Below are 25,982 nucleotides of genomic sequence, written 5' to 3' on the forward strand. Positions count from 1 at the left end.
AGTGAGGCGCTATCATCTTGTGTTGATACTGGGTTTGTTCGGTTTGATGCAGGCACAGGCACGAGCGGATATGCTTGCACCAGAGCCATATCTTCTGGTGCGGTCAATGCGCATGTTGCAGGACCAGGTAGCATCTGGAAAGCCGGAAGCGTTGCCGATGCTCAACCGGGTTCTTGCGCATGTTTCTCGTCAGTTTAAAGAGGCCAAACCGGAGGCTTGGGACAAGCCGGCCAATGCCTATGCGCTTTTCATCTATCTGCTGAATGGTGGCAATCCTGATGTTGTACGCGGCATCATTGCCACGCTGAAGCCTGATCAGATCAATCCTAAACTTATCGCCGGATCATTGGCCTATGCAGATGGCGATGCGCTTCGCATTGTCGAGAACTTTCAGGAACTGCCGCCAAATCTGCCAGCAGAACTCAACGCTTCGATCTATTTGGTAACGGCATCTCAACTCGCTTCGATTGATGCGATTACAGCTCTCAAGCGCCTCGACTATATACTGCTGAATGCGCCGGGAACGCTGCTGGAGGAGGCCGCACTGCGCCGCGGTCTCAGCATCGCCGCTGGTCTTGGCGAGAAAGACAAGCTGCTATATCTGTCCAGAAACTACCTGCAACGCTTTGAAAGATCACCATATTCGGAAGATTTCTATCGCCAGCTTGTCGACGCCTTGCTGAAGCTGAAGGACAAAATCAGCGAGGAGGAAATCAAGGATCTGGCAGTGCTGGCTTGGCCGGGCGCCCGGATGCCATTTTACTTGCGCCTCGCCCGTGGCTCTATTGTTAATGGTGATCTGGTCCGTGCCCGGTTTGCCGCGCGGGAAGCGGAAGAACTGGCCACTGCGCTCAAAGCCGACAACACACAGGCAAGGCTTTACCTTGCTGTGAGCAATGTCGGTTCCGATGAGACCGGAGAAGCGGGCAGAATATTGTCCAGCCTGCCAAAGGATCGTCTGCATGGCCGCGACGTAAACCTACTTGAAGCGGCTATGGCCATGGCGGGGAAAATAACCGAACAACCGCGTGTGACGTCAGCTGCCATGGAGCCCCAAACTATCCCCACGCCAGAGATCGCCACGCAGACGCCGCAAAAGACGCGCCAGCCGCCCGCCGTCGATACGGAAGATGCAATGATTACAGAAACGCGCAAGAAGCTCGATGCGATCGACGCAATTCTTGGAAAGGCCGGGAAATGACGATCGGATCCAATATGCCTTTCAAGCTGAAGTTGCAGACGCCGGTGCGGGCTACAAAGGAAGAGACGCAAGGCAACTTCCAGGAAATGCTTGGAGCCAAAGAGCTGCAACCTAATTTTGGATCGCTTTTGGAGGCCGTCAAGCCACACCGGAAAAGCGTTTTAAACCACATTCCTGGTGACGAAAAAAGCGCTGGGCCAGACAGCCCGCCCGATCACAGGGATGAGGAATCCATGTCGCTTACACAGAGTGCTTTCACGCAACCAATTATTGCGTTGGAGCAAATGCTGGATAGGCGGCAAGGTGATAAAACCGCTTTTCCCCCCGATACCTTGATTGACCAGCAGGGCTTGCAAGGAGCAGTGTCCGTGACAGATTCGGATGCTGCTGAATTGACGCTGGGAAACGATGACATCCCGCCACAGACAGATGCTGCAGATGTTCTTGCAGACAAAGAACAAGCGCCGAAGCAAGTGCCAGAGCGCTCTAGCAGACTTTCCGTCTCGTCTACGCCTCCTATACCCGAACAAGCCTCATCCGAGCCCGCAATGCCATCTCCTGTCTCCGCAAAGCAGCAGGAGAGTGATGTTGCCAGTTCTGCCAGAGCGTCAACGGCGGTAAAACCGGAGAAACAGGATCCCAATCCGGTGACGGAGACATTGCAGGACGTGATTGCGGCGCCTGAGAAGAACACATTTCAGCAGGCTGCACCTTCATTGCCACAAGCCACGGCAAAACCCTTGATGGGAAATATCGCGATGGTTGCCGCACCCGCCAATGCCCCGGCTGTCACCGGCATAGAAGTGGTTTCGGATCGCACCACGGGTGCAGCAAGGACGCTGGTCATTCAATTGCAGCCCGTCGAACTCGGCACTGTAACGGCCAGACTGCGCCTGACATCCGAGGGAATGCATATCCAGATTGCTGCGGCGAGCACTGCAATGGCCGAACATTTATCGAATGATCGTGAGGCCCTGGGCAAAGCGCTGCACCGCGCTGGCGTTACGGATGATGCATCCAATGTCACAATATCCATTATAGACCGCTCGCAGGCAGGTGCTGGAAACCCTCAAGCCGGTCAGCAAAATCTTAACGGGCAAGATCCGCAACAGCTCGGCGCGCGCGGCAATAATCAGGGCCAATCAGGTTTCCAGAATACGCCGGAAGATCGAACCACCCATCAAAGTTTTTCCGCAGACGTTGCACCGGATGACCATGTCGAATTACCGGCAAAGCCAGGCGCTCAAATTCGTTCTTCGCGCGGGCTCGTCGTTTAATTCGCACCTGACTGTCGGTTTGCCTATGCCGTCACCAGTTCGTGGGGACCAGGCTGCGTGCGCGCACGCCATGATTGCACCAAAAACGAAGTTGGCAGCGAGGCATTGCGGGGCGGGCAATGAACATCATGCAGAAAAATTATGTTTGCCGGGTAATGGAACATATGACGCAAGCGAGCGCAAAAACTGGACTCCTGGCATGCGCATCTTTTGCAATAAGGGACCACGTTAATACACGGTAATAAAACGTGAATTTTATTTCCCGTTGGCAATTTGTTAAACTTATTGCGTCAGCTTTGCTACAGCCGCCGTGTCGGCTTTTCCCCCAAGTCCAGCTATTATACCACTTCATTCCGACTCCCAATTAATTAGGAACAATTAGTTGGGGATTGTCGACAACTCCTTACCACCGCTACGTGTGTCGTGCTTGGGGTTAAGTTACTGATTCGGAAGGTGGGGTTGTGATTGTAGTCGTCGACGAACGAAGTCTGGTGACGAGTGGGTATTCTGCATGGTTCGCCCGAGAGGGCATAACGACAACCGGGTTTTCTCCGAACGATTTTGGTGAGTGGGTCGCCACCGTTCAGGAGCAAGATATTATGGCAGTGGAAGCATTTCTGATAGGGGAGTGTGCGAACCGTAGCCAGTTTCCACATAAAATTCGTGAACGTTGCTCGGCTCCCGTGATCGCTGTCAACGACACCCAATCGCTGGAAAACACGCTGGAGCTTTTCCAGGCTGGCGTCGATGATGTTGTGCGCAAGCCCATGCATGTTCGCGAGATTTTGGCCCGGATCAATGCAATCCGTAGACGTTACGGCAATGGCAGCAGTGGAACCCAGATCGGGCCGATCAAGATTTTCTCCGATGGGCGCGATCCGCAGGTTAATGGGGTTGATTTTTCCTTGCCGCGCCGCGAACGCCGTATCCTTGAATATCTGATTGCCAACCGCGGACGGCGGTTGAACAAGGCCCAGATATTCAATGCGATCTATGGAATCTTCGATAGTGAAGTCGAAGAAAGCGTTGTCGAGAGCCATATCAGCAAGCTGCGTAAGAAACTGCGTGAGCAGCTTGGATATGATCCGATCGATTCAAAACGCTTCCTTGGCTATTGCATAAATCTCGACTGAAGACCGGCGCGTGCCGCCGATCCTGATCAATCGAAAATTTGTTAGCTTCTCTCAGTGATTCCCCACGTCAGCTTCGCGCAAGTATCGAGGCATAACGATTCTGGACTGAATCGCGCTTTAGGAGACGGAAATGAGCCTTTACGGAATGATGCGAACCGGCGTGTCGGGTATGAACGGTCAAGCCAACCGGCTGTCCACGGTATCCGAGAATATCGCCAACTCGAGCACGACCGGCTATAAGCGCGCGAGCACCGAGTTTTCTTCGCTTGTTCTTCCCAGTTCCGGCGGCTCCTACAATTCCGGTGGGGTCGAAACTACCGTTCGCCACCATATTTCTGATGATGGCCCGCTGCGTTTCACGACATCCTCTACTGATCTTGCCTTGAAAGGCAGGGGCTTCTTCATCGTCAGCAATGCCAATGGAACGCCTTACCTGACACGTGCCGGTTCGTTCGTTCCTGATGCTGCCGGAAATCTGGTCAATACTGCCGGATTTTACCTGATGGGGTATCCCATTACCAACGGCAACGTAAATCCGGTAGCTAATGGCTATCAGGGTCTGGAGAAGATCAATCTTTCGCAAAACGATCTGATCGCTGACCCGAGCCGCAAAGGCGTCTTTACGGCGAATTTGCCGGCAGGCGCTGAGATTATACCCGCTGCCGACCGGCCACCTGCAAATACAACGGCTACGGCAAAATTCACCGCCAAATCGTCGGTTCAAACCTATGACAATCTGGGCAATGTCGTTGTTCTGGATATTTACTACACCAAGACGGCGGACAACCAATGGGAGGCCGCCGTTTATAACAAGGCCAATGCATCGGCAACGGGCGGGTTCCCTTATACGCCAGCGGCTCCGCTAACAACCGAGACATTCAACTTTGATGCCCTGACAGGCAAGCTCACATCGGCGGACAAGTCGATTTCCGTTGTCGTTCCAAATGGCCAGCCGCTCGAAATCGACTTTTCCGGCACGAAGCAACTGGCTGGCGACTACAATCCCATTCAGGTCAAGATCGATGGCAATTCGCCCAGTCCGATTGAAGACGTGACGATCGGCGCCGATGGTATCGTGGTGGCCAACTACAAGAACGGCACGACCCGTCCGATCTACCAGATCGCGCTCGCGGATGTGCCCAGCCCCGACAACCTTCAGGTTCTGTCAGGCAATGTGTTCTCGACCAGTGCCGATTCCGGTGAAGTTCAGGTGGGCTTTGCCGGCAAGGGAAGCTTTGGCAGCATCACGTCAGAAGCCCTTGAGGAATCCAATGCGGATATTGCGCAGGATCTTACGGAAATGATCGAAGCGCAGAGAAACTATACGGCAAACTCCAAAGTCTTTCAGACCGGTGCGGACTTGATGGACGTGCTGGTCAATCTGAAACGATAGCTGAACTTATAATGGGAATTGGACAAAGGGCATGTCACTAACTTCAGCGCTCCTTACTGCTCAGAGTGCTCTCAATACCGTGTCAAAGCAGACCGCGGTCGTCTCCCGCAATATTGCAGGTGCCAACGATCCAAATTTCACGCGGCGCATAGGGTCAGTGGTAAGCGGCGCCGGTGGCTTGACCTATATGTCGGTGAAACGCTCGGCAGATGAGGCCCTTCTTTCCAAATTCGTGGAAGCCAACAGCTTTCTGGGAGCATCCGACACTTTGAAAGGCGGTCTTGATCGCCTTTCGGGCATTTATTCAGCCAGTAATGCGTCTGATTCACCGCGAGCCCTTCTTGGCGATTTACGGGATTCACTCCAGCTTTATGCCTCTCAGCCTGGCAATAGCTCGGTGGGGGAATCCGCCGTTGCCAAAGCCGTGTCGCTTGCCAATAGCCTTAACCGGGGAACGCAGGAAACGCAGAAGCTTCGCCAGGATGCCGACAATGATATTGCGGACTCGGTCAACAACATCAACGACCTCCTGGCAAAGTTCGAGGCGGTCAACAATCGGGTGGTCAGTGGCACAAGGGCTGGGTCTGATGTCTCGGATGACCTTGATGAACGGGACGGCCTGCTAAAGCAGATATCCGGTGAAATCGGTATCACAACCTTAAAGCGTGATGACAATGATATGGTCATTTTCGCCGAGTCAGGCGTCACGCTTTTTGAAAAATCTGCACGAACTGTGACGTTTACACCGACAAGTGCGTTTAGCGCTTCAACGGGCGGCAATGAGGTCTATGTGGACGGCGTACCGCTGTCGCATGGCACATTTGATCAACCCTATGGCACCGGACGGCTGAGCGGTCTCTTGCAATTGCGGGACCAGACTGCGCCGGCCTATCAAAAGCAACTGGATGAAATTGCCCGCAGCCTCGTCAGCATGTTTGCTGAAAAAGGCACAGGCGTACCGACAGTCCCTGGCCTGTTTACCTATTCGGGCGCACCGGCGATGCCGGCCGATGCCACGATCCTTCCGGGAATCGCGGGGTCACTTAAAGTATCATCTGCCTATATTTTGTCGGAAGGCGGCAATCCTGCGCTATTGCGCGATGGCGGCCCGGCAGGAACACCTTATGTTCAGAATCCGGATGGTTCTGCAGGCTATTCTGATCGGCTGCAAAGTCTGATTGGGGCGATCGGCGCACCGCGAACTTTTGACGTTGATGCGGCAGCAGGCAACAATAAAAGCCTGCTTGATTTCGCCGCCGCATCGATCAGCTCGCTTGAGGAAAAGCGCAAATCCGTGACGGATACGAACGATTACAACAAAATTCTCTCGTCCAGAGCGAGTGATGCGATTTCCAATGTCAGCGGCGTGAACATCGATACCGAGATGCAATCGCTGTTGGACCTGGAGCACTCCTATCAGGCGTCGGCCCGCATATTGTCGACAGTAGACTCCATGTTCCAAGAACTCTTCCGGGCGGCGTCATAAACATGAAAACACAATCGGTCTCTTCATACGTCCTTGCAAACGCAACCCGGAGCATCATTTCAAAGGCGCAGGCTGATCTGGTCAAGGCGCAACAGGAAGCAACGACGGGCTTTGTATTTGATACCGGTCTGGCGCTGGGCAGCCGCACCGGGCAATCGCTTTCGTTGCGAAAGGAACATGATCGACTGTCAGTCCTTACGGATTCCAATAAATTGCTGGCCGAGCGTATGACGACATCGCAAAATGCGCTGAGCAATGCCATGAAGGGTTCTCAGGGCTTTTTAGGAACGATTATCGCCATGCGCGGTAGCGGACAGGGCCATGAGGTTGCAGCTAATGCCGCAAAAGGGCTGATGCAGACGGCGACATCTTTGATCAACACCAGTTTTAACGGCGAATATGTCTTTGCCGGCGTCAACACTGACGTAAAGCCGCTTGGCGATTATGATGCAGCAGGCAATCCGGCACGCGCGGCAGTCCTGCAGTCCTTTGAAGACCATTTCGGCTTTCCAGTTACTGATCCTCAGGTTTCAACAATCAGCGCGAACGATATGAAGGCCTTTCTGGACGGTCCATTCTCGTCAGAGTTTGATGCCGCCTCATGGTCCGATAATTGGTCATCTGCCTCCGATACGCTCATGAAAAGCCGCATCGCGCCAACCGAATTGGCCGAGACCTCGGTCAGTGCAAACAATGCCGGTTTTCGCAAGATGATGATGAGCTACACGATGGTCGCCGAGTTCGCCAATATTGGTTTGAACCAGGGCGCTTTCGATGCCGTGATCACAAAGGCGATCGAGACAACCACAGAGGCCAATTCAACGCTGCCCGGCGTGCAATCTGTTCTCGGAACAGCTCAGGCGCGAACGAAAGACGCAACGGATCGTTTGGAAGTGCAGTTGAAAGTGCTCAACAGCTCAGTGATCGGCCTTGAGGGCGTCGACCCCTATGAAGCCGCCAACAGGGTGGAAGCACTGCGAACCCAGATTGATGCTTCCTACGCACTGACCGTGAAGATGCAAAGTTTGAGCTTGCTGAATTACCTGAAATAGACCTGACCTTGCGTGCAATCCGCATGCATCTAAACTTTGAGAAGACAATGTACCAGGCTCGATACGACGATATCATCAATGACGGCGCGACGAGCGCCAAAGAGCGTGAGCGGTCATTATTCGATCAATCGATCATGATGCTTGAGGCAGCGCGTGACGAGGACGGCTATTCGTTCAAGGGAATTGAAGCCGTCCAGTTCACGTCCCGTCTGTGGATGATTGTAATGGAAGACCTTGGGGATCCGGCAAACCAGTTACCGCAGGAATTGCGCGCATCGCTGATATCCATAGGCATATTCATTCTGAAGGAACTGGAAGCCATCCGACAGGAAAGGTCGGTCGATTATGACAGCATAATCGACATCACAAAAACCATTCGCGACGGAATTTGAATGCCATGAAAGTGTCCTTGCGCGCTGGCGAAAAAATATATGTGAACGGGGCTGTTCTGCGCGCTGACCGCAAAGTCGCGCTCGAATTCATGAATGATGTGAGCTTCCTTCTGGGAAGCCATGTGCTTCAGGCTGACGAAACAACGACGCCGCTGCGGCAGCTCTATTTCGCGGCGCAGATCATGCTGATCAACCCATCGGCAAAGGACGAGGCGAACCTGGCTTTCAAGCGCATGCTGACGGCGCTTCTCGGCACGTTTTCCAACCAGCAAATGCTGAAAGAGCTGAAGCTCATCGATGAGGTGGTCTGTAATGACCGCATCTTCGAAGCGTTAAAATCGATCCGTGCGCTTTACGCGCTGGAAGCACAAATCATGTCGGGTGGTTCAGGCGCTGCCATTCCTGCACAAACGGGCCAGATAAGGCCGGAGGCGACAGCATGACCACTATTCCGCCCGTAGGCACGGAACAAACAAATCAGACCAATACACCAAAAGCTGTTGCTGGCGCTGACTATCAGACCTTTTTGAAGCTGCTCGTGGCCCAGATGAAAAATCAGGACCCGACCAAGCCCATGGACGCAACGCAGCAGGTGACGCAGCTGGCGCAATTCTCCAGCGTTGAACAAGCTGTTCAGATGAACGCCAAGCTTGAACAGCTACTGGCAAGTTCGTCATTGTCTCAAGCGGATGGTATCATCGGACGGACCGTAACCAGCCCCGATGGCAAGGTCTCGGGCGTGGTCGAATCCGTGCGTATCTATAGCGATGGCATGGTAGCAAAGCTCAAAGGCGGGGCGGAGCTGATCATTACGGCCGGTATCGTCATCAGCTGACCATGAACGAAGCTGATGCACTGGATATTGTCAATCAGGCGATCTGGACGGTTATCGTAGCCGCCGGCCCGGCGGTTGGTGCAGCGATGCTTGCAGGTGTCGGCATTGCCCTGTTTCAGGCCCTGACGCAGATTCAGGAAGTCACCCTGACATTCGTGCCGAAGATACTGGTTATTCTGGCAGTGCTTGCTCTGACCGCACCTTTTGTCGGCTCGCAGATCAATACGCTGACGCTGCTGACCTATTCGCGGATTGAAAAGGGTTTTTGATCCAAAGCTCTAACGCGCGGGCTTCGCGTAAGCTTCGTCTCCTATGGTCCATCCGACAATAGGAGAATGCCGTGCAGCAGGCAGCAGTAAAACGACTGGGTGATAAGGGCTACCTGACCGGCAGTGATGTCGGTCTTGCGCTCGGCATCGTCATTATTCTGACGGTACTATTCCTGCCGGTTTCCCCGATGGTTCTCGATATCGGACTTGCCTTTTCTATCGCTCTGTCTGTGTTGATCCTGATGGTTTCGCTGTGGATACAGCGTCCGCTTGATTTCTCTGCATTCCCCACTGTGCTGCTGATCGCGACGATGATGCGTCTATCACTCAATATTGCAACAACCCGCGTTATTCTAACCCACGGCGACGAAGGTTACGCCGCGGCGGGACAGGTCATCCATGGCTTTTCGCAATTCGTCATGGGCGGTGATTTCGTTATCGGTCTGGTGGTCTTCGCAATTTTGATCATCGTGAATTTTCTCGTCATCACCAAGGGTGCAACGCGTATTGCCGAAGTAGGGGCACGCTTTACGCTCGATGCCATACCGGGCAAACAGATGGCGATTGACGCGGATCTATCCTCCGGACTTATTGATGAGAAGGAAGCACAGCACCGCCGCCGCGAATTGGAAGAGGAAAGTGCCTTCTTCGGGTCGATGGACGGCGCCTCCAAATTCGTGCGCGGCGATGCGATTGCCGGCTTGATCATAACCGCAGTCAATATTTTTGGTGGCATCATTATCGGTGTGACCCGGCACGGTATGGAAGTCGGCGAAGCTGCTGACGTATTCACCAAACTGTCTGTCGGCGATGGTCTGGTTACGCAAATACCGGCATTGATCGTATCGCTGGCAGCGGGTCTGCTTGTCTCCAAGGGAGGCACCCGGGGATCGACGGACAAGGCTGTGTTCGGACAGTTGGGCGCCTATCCAAAAGCTCTTTTCGTAGCTGCTCTTCTGCTCTTTGTGCTCGGTATATTGCCGGGCCTGCCAGCATTTCCATTCTTTATCCTTGCCATCGGTTTGACCGCAATTGGCATTTCTGTACCCCGCAAGCTGGCCAGGGTTGCCGCCGCAGCGCAGGCTGAACTGGCGATCAAGCAGAAGACCGCCGAGGACGAAGACCGCAATTCTGTCAAGGCATCGCTGGAAACAGCACAAATCGAACTTTGCCTTGGCAAGCAACTTTCTTCGCGGCTGATGTCCTCGCAATTGGAACTGGCGCATCGTGTCAACAAAATGCGCAAGAAATTCGCGGTCGAATACGGCTTTGTCGTGCCTGAAATAAAGGTTACGGACGATTTTCTGCTGCCGCCGAAAACCTATCGTATCAAAATTCACGGAACCGTAGTGGCGTCGCATGAGCTACGCGTCGGCGAAATCCTTGTCATTCCCGGAGATCGGCCACCGCCACACGTTCCCGGCGAAGAAGTGCGCGAACCGGCTTTCGGTATGAAGGCTTACTCAGTTCCCGAAACATTCGCGGCAGAACTCAAGCGCGACAACTATATGACTGTCGATAATCTTTCGGTCCTGCTCACGCATCTGAGCGAGATCGTGCGCAATAATCTCTCGCAATTGCTGTCCTACAAAGATATGCGGGCGCTGCTCGACCGGCTTGGCCCGGAATACAAGAAGCTGCTTGATGATATCTGCCCTGCCAATCTCACTTATTCCGGCTTGCAGGCGGTTTTGAAGCTTTTGCTCTCGGAACGGGTCTCGATCCGCAATCTCAATCTAATCCTTGAGGCTATCGCTGAAGTGGCGCCGCATGTCCGGCGGTCGGAGATGATCGTCGAGCATGTGCGTATGCGCATGGCACAGCAGATTTGCGGCGATCTTGCCGACAATAGCGTGCTTTCCGTGTTGCGCCTGGGCAATCGCTGGGATCTGGTTTTCCATCAAAGCCTCAAGCGGGATGCCAAGGGGGAGGTCACGGAATTCGACATTGACCCGCGTTTGCTTGAACAGTTTGGAACGGAAGCGACCACCGCAATTCGCAAACATCTCGATGCGGGAGAGCGTTTTGTTCTGGTCGCTTCGCCGGAAGCGCGGCCCTATATCCGCATGATCATTGAGCGCTTGTTTACAACGCTGTCAGTTCTGTCTCATGTGGAAATTGCGCGAGGCGTTGAAGTTCGTTCGCTTGGAACGATTTCGTGAGCGGGATTTGAATGCTGCCGCTGGGTGATACCGCACTTGCTGCATTTCTGGTGTTCGCGCGCGTTGGTGCTTGCCTGCTGATCATGCCGGGCATTTCCAGCCCGCGCATCCCCGTTCAGATACGGCTTTTTCTGGCCCTGGCATGTTCGCTCATGGTGGTTCCATTGGTGCTGACCCAAGTGGCTCCAGCAGCAAAGGCCGCTCCTCTCGTTTTGATGCGGATCATTGTGGTGGAAATTATTGTCGGCGGGCTGATCGGTGTGCTGGCCCGCATGTATTTCTGGGCCTTGCAGTTCATGGCCAATACGATCGCAATGACTGTCGGCTATTCCGGGGCACCGGCCGGGTCGATTGAAGGTGAGGAGCCGCAAGCAGCAATCGCAAGCTTTGTTACGCTATCGGCGCTCTGTCTTTTCTTCATCACTGATTTACATCTGGAGGTGTTTCGCGCGCTCCTGTCATCCTATACGGCGATCCCGGTAGACGGCATTTTCCAGCCGGGCACAGCCATGGTCAATCTGACAGACACGCTTTCAAAGGCGTTCATGAGCACCATCCGCATAGCTGCACCGTTCATTGTTTTTGCAGTTGTCGTGAATGTTGCTGTTGGGCTGATCAACAAGCTGACGCCTGCCATTCCTGTCTACTTTATCTCAATGCCATTCGTTCTGGCTGGCGGTCTCATGCTGCTCTATTTCGCCATGCCGGACCTGCTCAGATTGTTCACAAGCGAAGCCGGCTCTTATCTGAGGACATTTTGATGGCAACCAGCAAGCGTGCTTCATATCTTGCCTTGATCCGATTGCAGAAACTGGCAAAGGCCCGGTCCGAACTGACCATTGCCGGTCTCAATGCGCAATTAGTGGCGATTGGGGATGAGAGCGAGGCGCTATTCAAAATGCAGGATGACAGATTCAAACCCGGCGCTGATCTGGTTCCTCCAGACCTCATCATACGACGACTGGAAACGAACAGAATGAGAGCAATTCATCTGACGGATCAGATGGCCGTTCAACGCAAGAACCTGTTGAAGATTTCAAGAACGCTGGATGTCCTGAACGACCGGTTGCGATCCCATGAAAGCGAACAACAACGCCACCATGCCACTGTCGAAATCGATGAATATATCAGCCAGTTGCTCGGAAAAGCCGCAAATTAAAGACAGGCCCCAAATGAAGGCTCAAGCCTCAGTCAAGTTTGAACAGCTAGTGTCACAAACATGAAACAGTTTGGGTCTGTCTTTTATGTCTATTAATTCGCCTTCTGATTTGGTGTTGGATGCGACGAAGGCCGCTGATCCGCAGGCCATGCGGGTAGCGATGGAAAGATTGCGAAGCGTGGCTGCTGATCGGGCTGCGGCACAAACCCCGCTGTCCGGCGAGAGTTTTGCCCATTTGCAGGCAGGGAGGGTCAGTTCTGAGGGTGTGCAATCAAACACACCTGTTTCAAATCCGGCCTTCAAAAAGTTTGAAGCCGTCATGCTGCAATCCTTCATTGAATCAATGTTCACCGGCGAGAATCAAGCGGTCTATGGCGAAGGCATCGCAGGGGGATATTGGAAGTCGATGATGTCCGAAGCCCTTGCCAATCAGATGGCAGACGCAGGCGGAATTGGAATTGCACGCATGCTGGAAGAGCAAAGTGCCAAACGAATTAAAAACGAAGTGGCTCAGCCTCTTGGCACCACTTCGCCAATTTCTACGAAAGAGCAGGGTTGAAACCCGGTATTTTACCAGATCGAACGGCTGCGGCCGAAAGATTGGAAGGAATGAATATGGAAACCGTCAACGACAACAAGCAGCATATAGGTCTTAATCCATCGCTTGGTCCTGTTCTCATCGCCATCCAGCGATTGGAAGATGTTATTGAGTATGAGACAGATCTGCTCATGGAAGGCGGGGCTGTTGATCTTGCCGATATCAATGCAAGCAAAAGCCGTGGATTGCGGGATTTTAACAAGGCCCTGGGAAAGGCTGTGAAATCGGTCGATAACCCAGCGCTCAAGACACTTCAGCCGGTTCTTGACAGTCTGAGGCTCAAGCTGGAGCGTAATTGTGAAGCGTTGAAATTGCATCTGCGGGCTGTCAGCGAACTGACGGGAATAATCCGCGACGCGCTGGAAACACATGAAGCTGATGGCACTTATACGGCGCGGCAAATGCGGAACGGCATGGGCGCATGATACGCATCGTCATCATCGGATTGTGGATATGCGCTGTTGCTCTCGGCTCGCTTTATTTTGCTGTCCAGCAAAACTCAGCCACTGCCGCAGTGACTTCGCATGATGCTCAGCCGCTTGATGACGGAAAAACGGAAGTTTTCAGTGTTCCAATTATTATCGACGGTGCCGTTCAAGGCTATGTTGTGACCCAGCTTATTTATACGATCGACAGCGCTGTAAAAGCCTCCGTCAAAACACCGGTATCGTTTTTCATCAATGATGAGATATTCCGGCAGTTTTACGGTCACTACTCCGATGTGAAGGAGGTGGAGGCGGTCAAGTTCGAGGACGTAAAACAGGCCATTATCGATGGGGTCAATGCGCGTTTCCCCGAACCGCTTGTTAAAGATCTCCTGGTTCAGCAATTCAATTATATTTCATCCAAGGAAATCCGCGATCAAAACACCAAAGGTATCAGCCGCGGTTGATCCCGTTTTAGCCGAGTGAATAATATTTGCCCGACAATGCATGAAGCACGCTTTCGCTCAATGGAGCGACGGTTGAATCGGGCGCAAACCGCACCCCAATATCCAGATTCTTGCGCCAGACAATGTGTGTGATGAGCGCGCCGCAATATTGATCGTCAAATAACCAGAAACGCTCAGGTATGTCGCACTGGCCGATGATCCTTATGCGGGCTCCGCCTTTGGCCAGATCCTGAAAATGGCACTCGGTGAGGAATTGTCCATCCAAGCTCACAAGTTTACCCGAGCGCAATCTTGTCCGTTTGCGTTCCAGTTCTCTTTGTTCTGATTTGCCGGACACGGACATGGACACTACTCAACGCAATCATAAAGCCGGTTTCAAACCGAAGTCTGCAATCTGGCATTGTGTACTCTGAAACAATTGCAAATCCGTTATGAACTGGAGCGCTCACGAGTTTATGTATCTAATGCCAGCTCGCGATTGGTCAGTTGACGCTTCTCGGCAGTTGACCTGACAAAAACTCCACGACGGCCCGGACGCTGGGCAATTGACCGCGACGATGGGGCATCAGCAATGTGGTTGTCACAGTTCCGGCTGACCAGCCGGGTAAAACGCGGACCAAATCTCCACTTCGGATTGCGCTGGCGCAAATTGACGAGGGCAGACATGTCAGCCCTAGTCCGGCAATAGCCGCCTTGATCAAGGCTATCGATTCATTGGCCATCATTCTCCGGATCGGTTTTGCCGTTACCGCCACGCCAGTGTCAGAAACAAGGTGCCAGTTTTCTGCTCCGGGAGCAGTTAGCAAACCAAAGTGATTGATCAAGTCGTGCGGGGTGGCGGGAGCACCTTGTGCGGAAATATATCCGGGAGACGCAACGACAAATATCGGTTCGAGCATCAACTGTTTCTGAATGAGGTCCGAATCCGGCAGGGGGGCAAAATGACTGCGAATTGCCAAATCGTAGCCTTCCTGGACAATATCCACAAACCGGTCGCTCGCATGCATTTCCAGATTTATCTTGGGGTATTTGCCGGCGATTACAGGAAGGAAGTCTGCCAGATAAAACTGTGTCGCAGGAATGGAGGCCGTCAGCCTTACCGTGCCGCTCGGTTCGGCCATGCGGCTTCGAACGATATTCTCTGCCGCTTCCGCTTCAATCAACGCACCACGGGCATGATTAAAAAAGTCACGGCCAGCGTCTGACAAGGAAAAACTGCGCGATGTGCGGTGGATAAGGCGCGCACCCAGCTCCGTTTCAAGCTCGGCTATACGCTTGCTGATTGTCGATTTGGGAATACCGAGACGTCGCCCGGCTTCCGAAAAGCTCCCGCCTTCAACGGCCTGAACAAAAAGATAAAGATCATTGAGATTCATCATCCGCATCACCCATAGTCCACATATGTAGACGATAGGTTGCAAAATTGCAGCCTACCGAAAGATCGTCCAATAATAATAACTAATAGGCGTGAAGGCGGAAGAGCCTTGAATGGAAAAACAGGAAACAATCATGACACAAATACTTTTTTACGGGGTACCCGAGGGCTGTTCTTTCGGTTCGATTGTCGCGCTGGAATGGTCTGGGCAACCCTATCAACTCTCGCGCATTGCAATGCCGGAAACCGTTACCAGCGAGGCTTACCGGCAGATCAATCCTATTGGGGAGACACCGACTCTGCGTACGGCAAGCGGCGAGTTTATCAGCGAAAGCATGGCAATCCTCAACCATATCGGAGCCGGAGCTGTTGAACAGGGAATAGCCTTCAGGCAGGGCACGAAAGACTTTGATCGCCTGAACCAGATGCTGGCGTTTTTGAACACCACCTTTTTCAACGCATATGCATCGCTTTGGTATGCACTTGAACATGCAAGCGATGAAAACGAAAGGGAGGTGCTGGTTGCTTATGGTAAGACAAAGGTAGCCAAGGCTCATGAGGACTTGGAACTCCTGCTTGGAAACCGGCCATGGCTGTTGGGTGATAACCGGACATTGGCAGATGCATACTTTATGGGAATCGCCCGTTGGAGCGATTTTCACAAGACAGCAAGCTACGCTAACTATCCCGGTCTGAGCGCGCTTCACCAAAGATTGGAAGCTGATGCAGGCGTAAGGTTCGCCCATGCGATCGAGCATGAAGAACAGGCAGTCTCCGCTGGTGGCTTTGCAGGACATGTAAGTTTTGACGATGCCCTGAGAGCTACTCGCAAAGCAGCATAAGCAACCGGAAAAGCGGCATTTCTCCACGCTGTTGACGTGTCGTCAGTTCCATAGAGTTACCAGGGAAGCGATCCCGTTTTTGCTTTCCTGGTATAATGATGAAAAAGCTTCTTTACTTTAGGGCAAAATTCTCAGATTGAGATTGGCAAGCTTTTTCATCATACTCGGGGGAGTCCTACCATTGAAAAAACAAGTTGTTCTGACTTTGCTGTTTGCGGTAGTCGGTGTTTCGGCAAGTCATGCGCAAACTTGCGAAAGTAACTTTAAGGTGACAGGAGTTCCCTTAATAACGGCAATGAATTACAAAACCTCATATGTTTTTCCAAAGGTCAAAGCAGATCAGGTTTTGAAAACACTTGCTCAGGCGGTGGCTGCGGAAGGTTTTTTGGGAATACAGGTCGACAAGTCATTGGGAGCAATTGACGCTTACCAAGAGACCACGGGCTCCGGTCGCGAACAAACCTTGCGGATAGTGGCTCGCAAGAAGGGCGCGGGTACACGGGTCGATGCCATGTTCAACATCCAGCAGGGGCAGGTAACGTCGGAAAAAATCGTGCGCAAAGGACTCTGCGATATTGTTATGTCCGCTGCCGACTGATCAAGTCTGCTGACAGCGCATGCAAGAATCGGATTGAATTTCTTGTCGAAGTCCACGATTCTTTAGGCAGAACGAAGTTTGAGGCTGCCTCCATGAACGAGACGATACATCACTATTGTGTTTTTGATACCGCAGGCGGATTCTGCGGTATCGCCTGGAACGATATTGGTATTACGCGGTTTCAGTTGCCGACGAAAAGCGCCGAGGCGACAGAGCGCATTCTGCTTCGTCGCTTGCCCCAAGCACTATCCAGCGAACCGACAGCGCAGGTTGCGAAAGTAATTGCTGCTGTAAAGCGATACTTTAAGGGAGAAGAAACAGATTTCTCCGGTGTTGCAGTAGACGTTGGTGATCAGGAGCCGTTTTTCGAGCAGGTCTATACGGAAACGAGACGGCTTGGCTGGGGCAATACCACCACATACGGCACAATCGCAAAAGAACTTGGAGCAGGCCCGGAAGCCGCAAGAGACGTTGGTCAGGCCATGGCGAAAAACCCGATTCCTCTGATTATCCCATGCCATCGGGTTTTGGCCGCCGGAGGTAAGGTCGGTGGCTTTTCAGCGCCTGGCGGTTCGATCGCGAAGGCACATATGCTTGAATTGGAGGGCGTCCATCTTGGTGTTCCACCTGCAGCCCAGCAGTCATTTGGGTTTTGAGAATTTATCCTGATGACAAGGCTGCGAGGCGCGACTTGAGAAAGCGCAACTCTGCAGGTTGACGCGTCAGCGCTATGGCGCGCTGATAAGAATCGACGGCGGCTTCCACCATCCCTAGCTGTCGTTGCATATCGGCACGGGCTGCATAGGCCAATGGATAATTCTGGAGTTGTCCTTGCTGAATAATTGCTTCGATGGCAGCAAGGCCCGCTTCAGGTCCATCACGTTTTGAAAGTGCTGCAGCACGGTTTAAGGCTGCTATAGGGGATGGGTCCACACGCAGCAGGACATCATATAGCGTAACGATCTGCGCCCAGTCCGTGCCCTCGGTTGTCGATGCGTTGGCGTGGACGGTAGCAATGGCAGCTTGAAGGACGTAGGGACCTATATTGCGGGCGGCAAATGCCTGCTCCACCAGTGCTCCAGCTTCGTTGATCAGGCGACGATCCCAGAGCGACCGGTCCTGGTCCTCCAGCAATATGATATCTCCTGCTTGATCGATACGGGTGTGATATCGTGCTTCATGCAAAAGCATCAATGCCAACAGGCCCATAGCTTCCGGGTCTGGCAGTAAATCAACCATAAGTCGACCGAGCCGAATTGCTTCGGCGCAAAGGTCGGCCCGTGTCAGCCCCGGTCCTTCAGTAGCGGCATAGCCCTCGTTGAAGATGAGATAAATAACCCGCAAAACGCTTTCGAGGCGTTCTGGAAGTTGGGCATGGCTTGGCACTTCATAGGGAATAGCATCTTCACGAATTTTACTCTTTGCCCTGACAATACGCTGGGCGATGGTTGGGGCAGGAGCGATATAGGCCCGCGCAATCTCCTCAGTCGTCAATCCCGCAACCTCGCGCAAGGTGAGGGCGATACGTGCGTCGGCGGCAAGTGCCGGATGACAACAGGTGAAGATCAGCCGTAGTTCATCATCGCTGATATCTTCTGGCACTGCAGGTTCATAGAGTTCGTCGGAAAGGGCAGTAAGCTCGGGCATGGCAGCAGCGAGCCGCGCCTGTTTGCGCCAGCGATCAATGGCCTTGAATCGTCCCGTAGAGACGAGCCAGGCATAGGGATTTTGCGGAATACCATCGCGCGGCCAACGCTCTGCGGCGGCGGTGAAGGCCTCTTGCAAGGCCTCCTCCGCCGCTTCAAATCCACCGAGAAGACGGATCAATGTTGCAAGGACGCGGCGCTTTTCGGAACGATAGATGGTTTCAAAGGCGGCGTTTGCACCCGGCCGGTTCACAGTTCTGGCGGCGGCGTGCTGAAGTCGACAACCGGGCGGACTTCGATGGAACCGATCTTTGCCAAGGGATGTCCCGATGCGGCACGCACCGCGTCATTGAGATCGTTGGCTTCAATCAGGATAATCCCGCCCAGCATTTCTCTGGTTTCCATGAAAGGCCCATCGACTGCTGACATTTTGCCATCGCGGACCTGTAAGGTCATGGCGTTTTCAGGTAGTTCCAGGGCTTCACCCATGACGAAATGGCCGCTTTCCTTCAGTTTTTCATCATAGTTGGCACATTCGGAAAGTGCGGCATTGGCTTCAGGACTTCCGCCAAAGAGTGTTTTTGCATTGTAATAGATGAGACAGGCGTAACGCATAATCTGATTTCCTTCAGTTAGCTTGTTGAACACCCATAATCGTTTGGGGAAGGTCCGATTCGACAAAGCTACAAAATTATTTTCACGATAGCGCAAAAAATGTTGCTGACGCCGTTCAGGTCACGCGCCGTTTTTCCAGCTTCCGGGCCAAGGTACGCCGGTGCATGCCCAGCCGCCTGGCTGTTTCGGAAATGTTGAAGTCCGTTTCAACAAGCATTTGATGAATACGTTCCCATTCCAGCGTCTTGATTGAGGTGGGGCGAGCAGTCAGTGCTATATCGGCATTGCCCGACGCCTTGCTGAATGCCTCCTCAATATCATCCGTATTGGATGGCTTGGCGAGATAGTGACAGGCGCCAAGCTTAATGGCCTCGACAGCGGTCGCAATACTTGCGAAGCCGGTCAAGACAACGATCAGCATCGATGCGTTATGGCTGTGCAATGCCTCGACACATGCCAGACCAGATGCGCCCGCCAGCTTCAGATCGACGACCGCATAACCGGGTGAATTCTCTTTCAGGATCTCGGTGAGCTCCTCCAGACTGGACGCCAGCAGGACATCATAGTCGCGTCGTTCGAAGGAACGTTTCAACGTCTTGGCGAAAGCGATGTCATCTTCGACAATAATCAACCGACGCTTATCGGACATGGGAACGTGCTCCAATTGCAAGCGAGGCGAGTGGCAGACTCATTGTTACTGCGGCCCCACCTTGCGGCAGATTTCTGGCGGACACGACACCTCCAAGTTTCCTCACCGCATTGACCACGAGGAAAAGACCAAGCCCGCCGCCAAGCCTGCCCTTGCTTGATTGATAGGGCTTGCCAAACTGTGCCAGCATCTCGGCGGCAAATCCAGGTCCGGCATCGCTGATACGCAGCACAAGGGTATCGCCATCGCGTTCTGCCATAAAACCTATCCAATTGGGGGAAGCGTCGAAGGCATTGTCAAGAATGTTATAGATGACCTGTTTCAATGCGGAGTCGGACACAATGGCAATATCAAGCCCAAATGCGTTGCCATAAGACAGCCTCGCGCCGGATCTGGCTGCTCGCCACTCACTGACAAGTTCATCGAGAAATGTATTTACTGTGGTGATTTTCGGGGATTCGCCCCGCGCCTCTCCGGCAGATAGCAGGATGCCGGTCACAATTGCCTTGCAGCGCTGAACCTCAGCCTGCATCTCGTCTATTTCCTGCAACATTGAAGGGTCGCGGGACAAAGCAGGCATACGTCTCCAGTCACCCAATATCACCGATAGCGAAGACAGTGGTGTACCCAGCTCGTGCGCTGCACCTGACGCGAGAAGTCCCATGCGGACGATATGGTCTTCCTCCGCAGCATGTTGTTTGAGCGCCGCAAGATTGGCGTCCCGTTCACGCAAATTGCGACTGATCTGGGCAATGAAGACAACAAGAAGCGCGGCATCAAGTATGAAACATAAAAGCATTCCGAATATATGGAGCCGGAACAGTTCATCAGGCGCATGACCCGGCAAGAGCAATGGCCTGTAGAATATTATCAGCCCGGCAAAGCTTGCGCTGGCGATGGCGACGATGGCGGATGTCAATCTTGCATCAAGCAACACTGCGCCGAGCGTCACCTGAAGAAGATAGAGGAAGATGAATGGATTGGTTGCCCCGCCGCTCAGGTAAAGCTGCACGGTGAGGGCGGCAACGTCCAGGACTAAAGCAATGAACAAGGCTGCCGCCGTGACGCTCCGACGCCGACGCAGCCACAATATGCTTGCAAGATTGAGAACGACCAAAGCGCACAGAACGACACCCATCGGGACAATGGGCAGGGTTATTTTCATAGCCGAATGCACCACGGTAATGGTGACGATCTGGCCAATGACAGCGATCCAGCGCAGCTGCACCAGCAGCGTCATGTTTTTCCAGTTTGCTGTGTGATCGGCGGGAGGAAAAATAGAAGCACTGATGTCGGATTGATCCGGCAGTGTAGCGATAGGAGTCGTCTTGGTCTCGCTCATGGTTTCAACCCGATCTGTATTCTGGGCGCTGCCGGGCTCGCCATTCATTTCGCCCGATAATAGTCGAGGCAGCGCCCAGCGAAAGCGCCATGCCAAACCAGGTCAGGGCATAGACCAGATGGTTGTTGGCAAAGGAAATGACAGTAAGCCCCCCAATCGGAAGCGCATTTGGATCAGGATTTGCATCGGCATCGATAAAATATGGAGCAACAGGGCTAATATTGTGAGCTGCTGCCATGGCCATGACATCACGCGAATACCAACGGTCTCCGACCGGGTCATTGTTGCGCAGAAATCCGCCCTTGGGCTCCGTTAAGCGCAACAGTCCGGTTATGGTGATTGGCGGCAGATGGTCCGCCCGCCATTCATCACGGGCTTTATCCGTTGGAACGAAGCCACGATTGATGAAAACGGTAAATCCATCTGTACTTTGAAAAGGGCTCAGCACCCAAAATCCGCTGCCGCGCGCTGTTACCGCCTGTACAAGCGCCGCCGGCTTGTCGAGAAATTTTCCGCTGGTCGTGACGTGGCGATATGCAAAATCCTTGGCATTGATCCCGGCCCATATATCGGGGCCGGGGGCCGCCGTAGCCGTAGCATTCACTCTTTGCTCAACCTGGTTGATCAGATCAAGCTTCCAGACACGGCGTTGCAGTTGCCAGATACCAAGGCTGGTAAGCACGATAATGCAGAAAAGGACAAGGCCACCGATCAATACCAGTTTGATTGAGGGCAGGCGCCTATCGTCTTCGCGCGAATTGTCTGTCTCCCCGACCCGCTCGCCGCTTGCGGCAAGCCCGCGCGCGGTCAGGGCTTTTTTCATGGCATCTGTCTCATATCCATGCTGGGCATCATGTTCGTATCCAGATGATACATAACCCAAAGCGAACCGGTGAGCGTGATAATGACCAGCACAAGCGTGAAGATCAGTGCCATCATTGTCCATCCATTCTCGGAGCGGACATTCATATGAAGGAAGAAAATCATGTGAACGACAATCTGCACCACGGCGAATGCCATAATGACGAGGCCGGTGGTTTGCTTGGAATCCAACGCACCGCTCATGACAAGCCAGAAGGGTACGGCAGTCAGGATCACGGATAAGCCAAACCCGATCAAATAGGATTTGAGCGAGCCGTGAGAATGGGCTTCATCATGATTGTGGCTGTCGTGGTGGGCCTTTGCCTTTGTGCTCATCGTAGCATTCCCATCAGGTAAACGAACGTAAAGACACCAATCCAGATGACATCAAGAAAGTGCCAGAACATGCTGAGACACATCAGGCGCCGCATGTTCGCTTGGATCAGCCCATAGCGGGCAACCTGAACCATCAAGGTAACAAGCCAAATCAAGCCAATGGTGACGTGAAGCCCATGCGTTCCGACCAATGTGAAAAAGGAAGAGAGAAAGGCGCTGCGCTGGGGCGTGGCACCTTCATGAATCATATGGGCAAATTCGTAAAGTTCGATGCAAAGGAATGCCGCACCAAACAGACCCGTAAGGGCGAGCCACGCTTGTGTGGAACCCACCCGGCCTTTTGCCATGGCGAGCATAGCGAAACCATAAGTAATCGATGAAAAGAGCAGCATCGACGTATTGACCGCGACCAGTGGCAAATCAAACAAATCTTTTGGCGCAGGACCGGCGGCATAGTTTCCGCCTAATACGCCGTAGGTCGCAAACAGCACAGCAAAGATGAGACAATCACTCATCAGGTAAATCCAAAAGCCGAACATGGTGCTGCCGCCTTCGGCATGGTCATGTTCGTCAGTCAGATAAAACACAGGATCTTCAGTGGTCACATGCGCGGCTGCTCTGCTCATGATTTCAGCCCTGCAGCAAGAAGTTCGGTACGGGCATTTTCACTCGATACAACCTCATCTGCCGATATGTGGAAATCGCGCTTGTAGTTGAATGTATGCCCAATCGATACCGCCACCAATGCGATAGCCGTTACTGCCGCGAGCCACCAGATGTACCAGATCATCGCAAATCCAAAAACGATGCTTATTCCGGCCAGGATTATTCCGGTGCCCGTATTGCTTGGCATATGGATGGCGCGGAAACCTTTTTCAGGGCGTTTGTAACCGCGTTTCTTCATGTCGTACCAGCTGTCGAGATCGTGAATGACTGGCGTGAAAGCGAAATTATAGGCTGGAGGGGGTGAGGCCGTGGACCATTCCAGGGTGCGACCGTCCCAAGGATCGCCAGTCAAATCGCGCAACGCTTCGCGATTACGAATGCTGACAAAGATCTGGATGAGGAATGACAGAATGCCGATAGCAACGAGAAATGCACCAAAACCAGCGATCATAAACCAGATCTGCAAGGACGGATCTTCGAATGTGCGCAGGCGACGTGTCACGCCCATCAGGCCCAGTATGTAAAGCGGCATGAAGGCGAAGTAAAAACCGACCACCCAGAACCAGAAGGACATCTTGCCCCAAAATGGATCGAGCCTGAAACCAAAAGCTTTCGGGAACCAGTAATAGATACCGGCAAAAAGCCCGAATAGAACACCGCCGATGATCACATTATGGAAATGCGCAACAAGAAACAGGCTGTTGTGCAGCACAAAGTCAGCCGGAGGCACGGCGAGCAGAACGCCCGTCATGCCACCAATGACAAAGGTCAGCATAAAGGCGATCGTCCACATCATGGGCAGTTCAAATCGAATCCGCCCGCGATACATCGTAAAGAGCCAGTTGAATATCTTCGCCCCGGTTGGAATCGAAATAATCATCGTGGTGATGCCGAAGAACGAATTCACGCTCGCGCCCGAACCCATGGTGAAGAAGTGGTGAAGCCAGACCAGATAGGCAAGAATGGTAATAACGATGGTGGCATAAACCATCGAGGTATAGCCAAACAGACGTTTGCTGGCGAAGGTCGATGTCACTTCGGAGAATATGCCGAAAGCGGGCAGAATGAGAATATAGACTTCCGGATGACCCCAAATCCAGATGAGGTTGACATACATCATCGGATTGCCGCCAAAGTCGTTGGTGAAGAAGTTCGTGCCGACATAGCGATCGAGAGTGAGCAAAGCCAGCACTGCCGTCAGGACAGGGAAGGCGGCCACAATCAGAACGTTGGTGCAAAGAGCGGTCCACGTAAAGATCGGAAGCTTCATCATAGTCATACCCGGCGCGCGCATCTTGACGATGGTTGCGAGCAGATTGACGCCCGACAGCAGCGTACCTATGCCCGCTATTTGCAGCGCCCATATGTAGTAGTCCATACCGGCGTCCGGACTGTATCCGATACCCGAAAGCGGCGGATAGGCCAGCCAGCCGGTCCTGGCAAACTCGCCCACAAACAGTGACATCATTACAAGTGCCGCGCCAGCGGCAGTCATCCAGAAGCTGAAATTGTTGAGGAATGGAAAAGATACGTCCCGGGCGCCGATCTGCAATGGGACAACAAAGTTCATCAAGCCGGTAACAAGAGGCATTGCCACGAAGAAGATCATGATCACGCCATGCGCGGTGAATATCTGATCGAAATGATGGGCGTTGAGATATCCTTCGGACCCATTAAACGCCATTGCCTGTTGCAATCGGATCATGATGGCGTCGGCAAAGCCTCTCAGCAACATGATGATGCCGAGGATCATGTACATTATGCCGATGCGCTTGTGGTCAACTGTTGTGAACCACTCATGCCAAAGATAGCCCCAAAGGCGGAAATAGGTAAGCGCACCCACCACGGCGATGCCTCCGAGCGCGACTACGATAAATGTCACAACAAGGATAGGTTCGTGCAGCGGGAAGGATTCCAGCGTGAGCCTACCGAAAACCAGCTTTATAAGTTCGGGATTATCAAACATATCGGGCTCGTTTCGTTCAGCTATTAGACGGTCGGCGCTGTAGACCGAACAGTTGGGTTGGTGAGGGGCGGGGAAGACCCGCACCAACAAACGGAGAGGTATTGAGGGGCGGTAGCGTCTGTATATTCATGCTGGCCTGCAGGGCTTCTTCCGTGGTGCAGATGCCGACAACAAATGCAGGATCAGGGCCAAAGACAGCGCCGCCACGCCTTGTGTACTTATCATATTCCAGTGAACGAGTATTATAGATGCCGGCCATCCCAAGACCACCCTTGGCATCGATTTCATCCATCTCGCTCATGCACATCTTGCCGCGTTCCACACATCGGTTGAGGACTGCGCTGAACAGTTCCGGATCAACACTTGCATAATGCTGTACCGGTACTTTTTCGCTGGGCTGTTCCAGTTGCAGATAGGTCATCCGATCAAGAGTGGTACCTTTTGACTTGACGTCGGCAATCCATTTTTCAAAACCCTCATCCGGCAGGCCGTGAAAAGCGAAGCGCATACCGGAAAAACCGGCGCCACTGTAATTGGCCGAAAAGCCCTCATATTCGCCGGGGTGATTGATGACGGCGCTCAGCTTCGTCTGCATGCCGGGCATAGTGTAGATCTGCCCGGCTAGCGCAGGAATATAAAACGAGTTCATCACCGCCGAGGAGGTCAGCCGGAAAGCGATGGGCCGATCGACGGGAGCGGCCATTTCATTGACGCTGGCGATACCATATTCCGGATAGATAAAGAGCCACTTCCAATCCAGCGCGACCACTTCGACCTGCAATGGCTTGACCGTTTCGGAAACTGCTTTGCCGGGGGAAATGCGTCCAAGCGGACGATAGGGATCGAGCAAATGTGTCGCCATCCAGGTAACCGCGCCAAGGCAGATGATGATCAGCAGCGGCGCCGCCCAGATGATCAATTCCAGCTGGGTGGAGTGATCCCATTCCGGGTCATAAGGCGCATCCGTGTTTGACTGCCGGTATTTCCAGGCAAAGAACACGGTGAGCACCATCACGGGAATGATAATGACAAGCATGAGGACGGTAGAAATAATGATCAGGTCGCGCTGTTGCACGGCGACGTCGCCTGACGGGCTCATGACAACAGCATTGCACGCGCTAAGCAATGCAAGCAGTGGAAGCAGGGCGATGGCAAAAAAACGGTTCAAGAGACTTCCTGTCAATGGAAACAGCGCCTAGTTGCGCCATCACTAGCTGCACCATAGTCAGAGCGACAT

General features: G+C 53.1%; 30 protein-coding genes. 19 read left to right on the plus strand and 11 right to left on the minus strand.

Translation table 11 applies throughout. The annotated features are described in order from the left end of the window. Position 1: 1 nt before the first annotated feature. The 16 genes from ACTJI9_RS17315 (at position 2) to ACTJI9_RS17390 (ending at position 13,849) form a co-directional block, all read left to right on the plus strand. Positions 2-1,201, plus strand: a complete 1,200-nt coding sequence (locus ACTJI9_RS17315) for a chemotaxis protein (protein ID WP_440809625.1) — start codon at positions 2-4, stop codon at positions 1,199-1,201. Beyond that, positions 1,198-2,478, plus strand: coding sequence for a flagellar hook-length control protein FliK (gene fliK, locus ACTJI9_RS17320; RefSeq protein ID WP_440809627.1), 1,281 nt, complete (start codon positions 1,198-1,200; stop codon positions 2,476-2,478). The genes ACTJI9_RS17315 and fliK overlap by 4 nt, the downstream gene beginning before the upstream one ends. A 461-nt stretch (positions 2,479-2,939) precedes the next feature. Beyond that, positions 2,940-3,611, plus strand: coding sequence for a flagellar transcriptional regulator FtcR (gene ftcR, locus ACTJI9_RS17325; protein ID WP_115054989.1), 672 nt, complete (start codon positions 2,940-2,942; stop codon positions 3,609-3,611). Between the two features lie 130 nt (positions 3,612-3,741). Then, a complete protein-coding gene (locus ACTJI9_RS17330) occupies positions 3,742-5,004 on the plus strand; it encodes a flagellar hook protein FlgE (RefSeq protein WP_115054990.1) in 1,263 nt (420 codons plus the stop codon). A gap of 31 nt (positions 5,005-5,035) precedes the next feature. After that, a complete protein-coding gene (gene flgK / locus ACTJI9_RS17335) occupies positions 5,036-6,490 on the plus strand; it encodes a flagellar hook-associated protein FlgK (RefSeq protein ID WP_337353406.1) in 1,455 nt (484 codons plus the stop codon). A gap of 2 nt (positions 6,491-6,492) precedes the next feature. Further along, positions 6,493-7,542, plus strand: coding sequence for a flagellar hook-associated family protein (locus ACTJI9_RS17340; RefSeq protein WP_115054992.1), 1,050 nt, complete (start codon positions 6,493-6,495; stop codon positions 7,540-7,542). Positions 7,543-7,589: 47 nt separating this feature from the next. Continuing rightward, complete coding sequence (gene flaF, locus ACTJI9_RS17345) at positions 7,590-7,934, plus strand: flagellar biosynthesis regulator FlaF (RefSeq protein ID WP_115054993.1); 345 nt, start codon at positions 7,590-7,592, stop codon at positions 7,932-7,934. A 5-nt stretch (positions 7,935-7,939) separates the two neighbouring features. Beyond that, entirely contained in the window at positions 7,940-8,377 is a 438-nt protein-coding gene (flbT, locus tag ACTJI9_RS17350) for a flagellar biosynthesis repressor FlbT (RefSeq protein WP_336441451.1), read from the plus strand. Continuing rightward, positions 8,374-8,769 carry a flagellar hook assembly protein FlgD gene (gene flgD, locus ACTJI9_RS17355; RefSeq protein WP_115054995.1) on the plus strand — a complete coding sequence of 132 codons (396 nt, stop codon included), beginning with the start codon at positions 8,374-8,376 and terminating at the stop codon, positions 8,767-8,769. Before flbT ends, flgD begins: the two co-directional genes overlap by 4 nt. A gap of 2 nt (positions 8,770-8,771) precedes the next feature. Then, the gene (locus ACTJI9_RS17360) at positions 8,772-9,038 is read left to right on the plus strand and encodes a flagellar biosynthetic protein FliQ (protein WP_115054996.1); all 267 of its coding nucleotides are present in this window, start codon (positions 8,772-8,774) and stop codon (positions 9,036-9,038) included. A gap of 71 nt (positions 9,039-9,109) precedes the next feature. Then, the gene (flhA, locus tag ACTJI9_RS17365; protein WP_115054997.1) at positions 9,110-11,200 is read left to right on the plus strand and encodes a flagellar biosynthesis protein FlhA; all 2,091 of its coding nucleotides are present in this window, start codon (positions 9,110-9,112) and stop codon (positions 11,198-11,200) included. 11 nt (positions 11,201-11,211) lie between these two features. Further along, a complete protein-coding gene (fliR, locus tag ACTJI9_RS17370; RefSeq protein WP_354346390.1) occupies positions 11,212-11,961 on the plus strand; it encodes a flagellar biosynthetic protein FliR in 750 nt (249 codons plus the stop codon). Continuing rightward, positions 11,961-12,359 carry a hypothetical protein gene (locus ACTJI9_RS17375; protein ID WP_307277321.1) on the plus strand — a complete coding sequence of 133 codons (399 nt, stop codon included), beginning with the start codon at positions 11,961-11,963 and terminating at the stop codon, positions 12,357-12,359. The genes fliR and ACTJI9_RS17375 overlap by 1 nt, the downstream gene beginning before the upstream one ends. Positions 12,360-12,444: 85 nt before the next feature. Continuing rightward, positions 12,445-12,918 (plus strand): rod-binding protein, encoded by a 474-nt coding sequence (locus ACTJI9_RS17380; protein ID WP_440809636.1) that lies wholly within the window; start codon positions 12,445-12,447, stop codon positions 12,916-12,918. A 56-nt stretch (positions 12,919-12,974) separates the two neighbouring features. Next, positions 12,975-13,382, plus strand: coding sequence for a flagellar protein FlgN (locus tag ACTJI9_RS17385; RefSeq protein WP_440809638.1), 408 nt, complete (start codon positions 12,975-12,977; stop codon positions 13,380-13,382). After that, entirely contained in the window at positions 13,379-13,849 is a 471-nt protein-coding gene (locus ACTJI9_RS17390; protein ID WP_336441454.1) for a hypothetical protein, read from the plus strand. The genes ACTJI9_RS17385 and ACTJI9_RS17390 overlap by 4 nt, the downstream gene beginning before the upstream one ends. Before the next feature lie 7 nt (positions 13,850-13,856). Here the strand turns inward: ACTJI9_RS17390 and ACTJI9_RS17395 are convergent, their stop codons facing one another. Together ACTJI9_RS17395 and ACTJI9_RS17400 are read right to left on the minus strand one after the other, a co-directional pair. Next, positions 13,857-14,192, minus strand: coding sequence for a PilZ domain-containing protein (locus ACTJI9_RS17395; protein WP_115055003.1), 336 nt, complete (start codon positions 14,190-14,192; stop codon positions 13,857-13,859). A 139-nt stretch (positions 14,193-14,331) separates the two neighbouring features. Then, on the minus strand, positions 14,332-15,234 hold the full coding sequence (locus tag ACTJI9_RS17400) for a LysR substrate-binding domain-containing protein (RefSeq protein ID WP_440809642.1): 903 nt from the start codon (positions 15,232-15,234) through the stop codon (positions 14,332-14,334). Between the two features lie 124 nt (positions 15,235-15,358). On the opposite strand from ACTJI9_RS17400, the gene ACTJI9_RS17405 reads away from it, so the two are divergent. The 3 genes from ACTJI9_RS17405 (at position 15,359) to ACTJI9_RS17415 (ending at position 17,320) form a co-directional block, all read left to right on the plus strand. Next, positions 15,359-16,066, plus strand: a complete 708-nt coding sequence (locus ACTJI9_RS17405; protein WP_115055119.1) for a glutathione binding-like protein — start codon at positions 15,359-15,361, stop codon at positions 16,064-16,066. 142 nt (positions 16,067-16,208) lie between these two features. After that, a complete protein-coding gene (locus ACTJI9_RS17410) occupies positions 16,209-16,664 on the plus strand; it encodes a hypothetical protein (protein WP_440809645.1) in 456 nt (151 codons plus the stop codon). 92 nt (positions 16,665-16,756) lie between these two features. Beyond that, positions 16,757-17,320 (plus strand): methylated-DNA--[protein]-cysteine S-methyltransferase, encoded by a 564-nt coding sequence (locus ACTJI9_RS17415; RefSeq protein WP_440809648.1) that lies wholly within the window; start codon positions 16,757-16,759, stop codon positions 17,318-17,320. Between the two features lie 4 nt (positions 17,321-17,324). Here the strand turns inward: ACTJI9_RS17415 and ACTJI9_RS17420 are convergent, their stop codons facing one another. The 9 genes from ACTJI9_RS17420 to cyoA all read right to left on the minus strand — a co-directional run bounded on the left by ACTJI9_RS17420 (position 17,325) and on the right by cyoA (position 25,913). Then, positions 17,325-18,563: an RNA polymerase sigma factor gene (locus tag ACTJI9_RS17420; protein ID WP_440809650.1), complete on the minus strand. Its 1,239-nt coding sequence runs from the start codon at positions 18,561-18,563 to the stop codon at positions 17,325-17,327. Then, entirely contained in the window at positions 18,560-18,925 is a 366-nt protein-coding gene (locus ACTJI9_RS17425) for a YciI family protein (protein WP_307277344.1), read from the minus strand. The genes ACTJI9_RS17420 and ACTJI9_RS17425 overlap by 4 nt, the downstream gene beginning before the upstream one ends. Positions 18,926-19,040: 115 nt before the next feature. Further along, complete coding sequence (locus tag ACTJI9_RS17430; protein WP_307277347.1) at positions 19,041-19,574, minus strand: response regulator transcription factor; 534 nt, start codon at positions 19,572-19,574, stop codon at positions 19,041-19,043. Further along, positions 19,564-20,916: an ATP-binding protein gene (locus ACTJI9_RS17435; RefSeq protein WP_440809652.1), complete on the minus strand. Its 1,353-nt coding sequence runs from the start codon at positions 20,914-20,916 to the stop codon at positions 19,564-19,566. Before ACTJI9_RS17435 ends, ACTJI9_RS17430 begins: the two co-directional genes overlap by 11 nt. Before the next feature lie 4 nt (positions 20,917-20,920). Further along, entirely contained in the window at positions 20,921-21,739 is an 819-nt protein-coding gene (locus ACTJI9_RS17440) for an SURF1 family protein (RefSeq protein WP_440809654.1), read from the minus strand. Continuing rightward, positions 21,736-22,113, minus strand: a complete 378-nt coding sequence (gene cyoD / locus ACTJI9_RS17445; protein WP_440809657.1) for a cytochrome o ubiquinol oxidase subunit IV — start codon at positions 22,111-22,113, stop codon at positions 21,736-21,738. The genes ACTJI9_RS17440 and cyoD overlap by 4 nt, the downstream gene beginning before the upstream one ends. Continuing rightward, positions 22,110-22,739: a cytochrome o ubiquinol oxidase subunit III gene (cyoC, locus tag ACTJI9_RS17450; protein WP_115055011.1), complete on the minus strand. Its 630-nt coding sequence runs from the start codon at positions 22,737-22,739 to the stop codon at positions 22,110-22,112. Before cyoC ends, cyoD begins: the two co-directional genes overlap by 4 nt. After that, positions 22,736-24,745 carry a cytochrome o ubiquinol oxidase subunit I gene (gene cyoB / locus ACTJI9_RS17455; protein WP_440809660.1) on the minus strand — a complete coding sequence of 670 codons (2,010 nt, stop codon included), beginning with the start codon at positions 24,743-24,745 and terminating at the stop codon, positions 22,736-22,738. The genes cyoC and cyoB overlap by 4 nt, the downstream gene beginning before the upstream one ends. A gap of 16 nt (positions 24,746-24,761) precedes the next feature. Further along, entirely contained in the window at positions 24,762-25,913 is a 1,152-nt protein-coding gene (gene cyoA, locus ACTJI9_RS17460; protein WP_337353416.1) for a ubiquinol oxidase subunit II, read from the minus strand. Positions 25,914-25,982 lie beyond the last annotated feature (69 nt).

The sequence above is a fragment of the Phyllobacterium sp. 22552 genome, assembly GCF_052044585.1.
GTDB classification, from domain to species: domain Bacteria; phylum Pseudomonadota; class Alphaproteobacteria; order Rhizobiales; family Rhizobiaceae; genus Phyllobacterium; species Phyllobacterium ifriqiyense.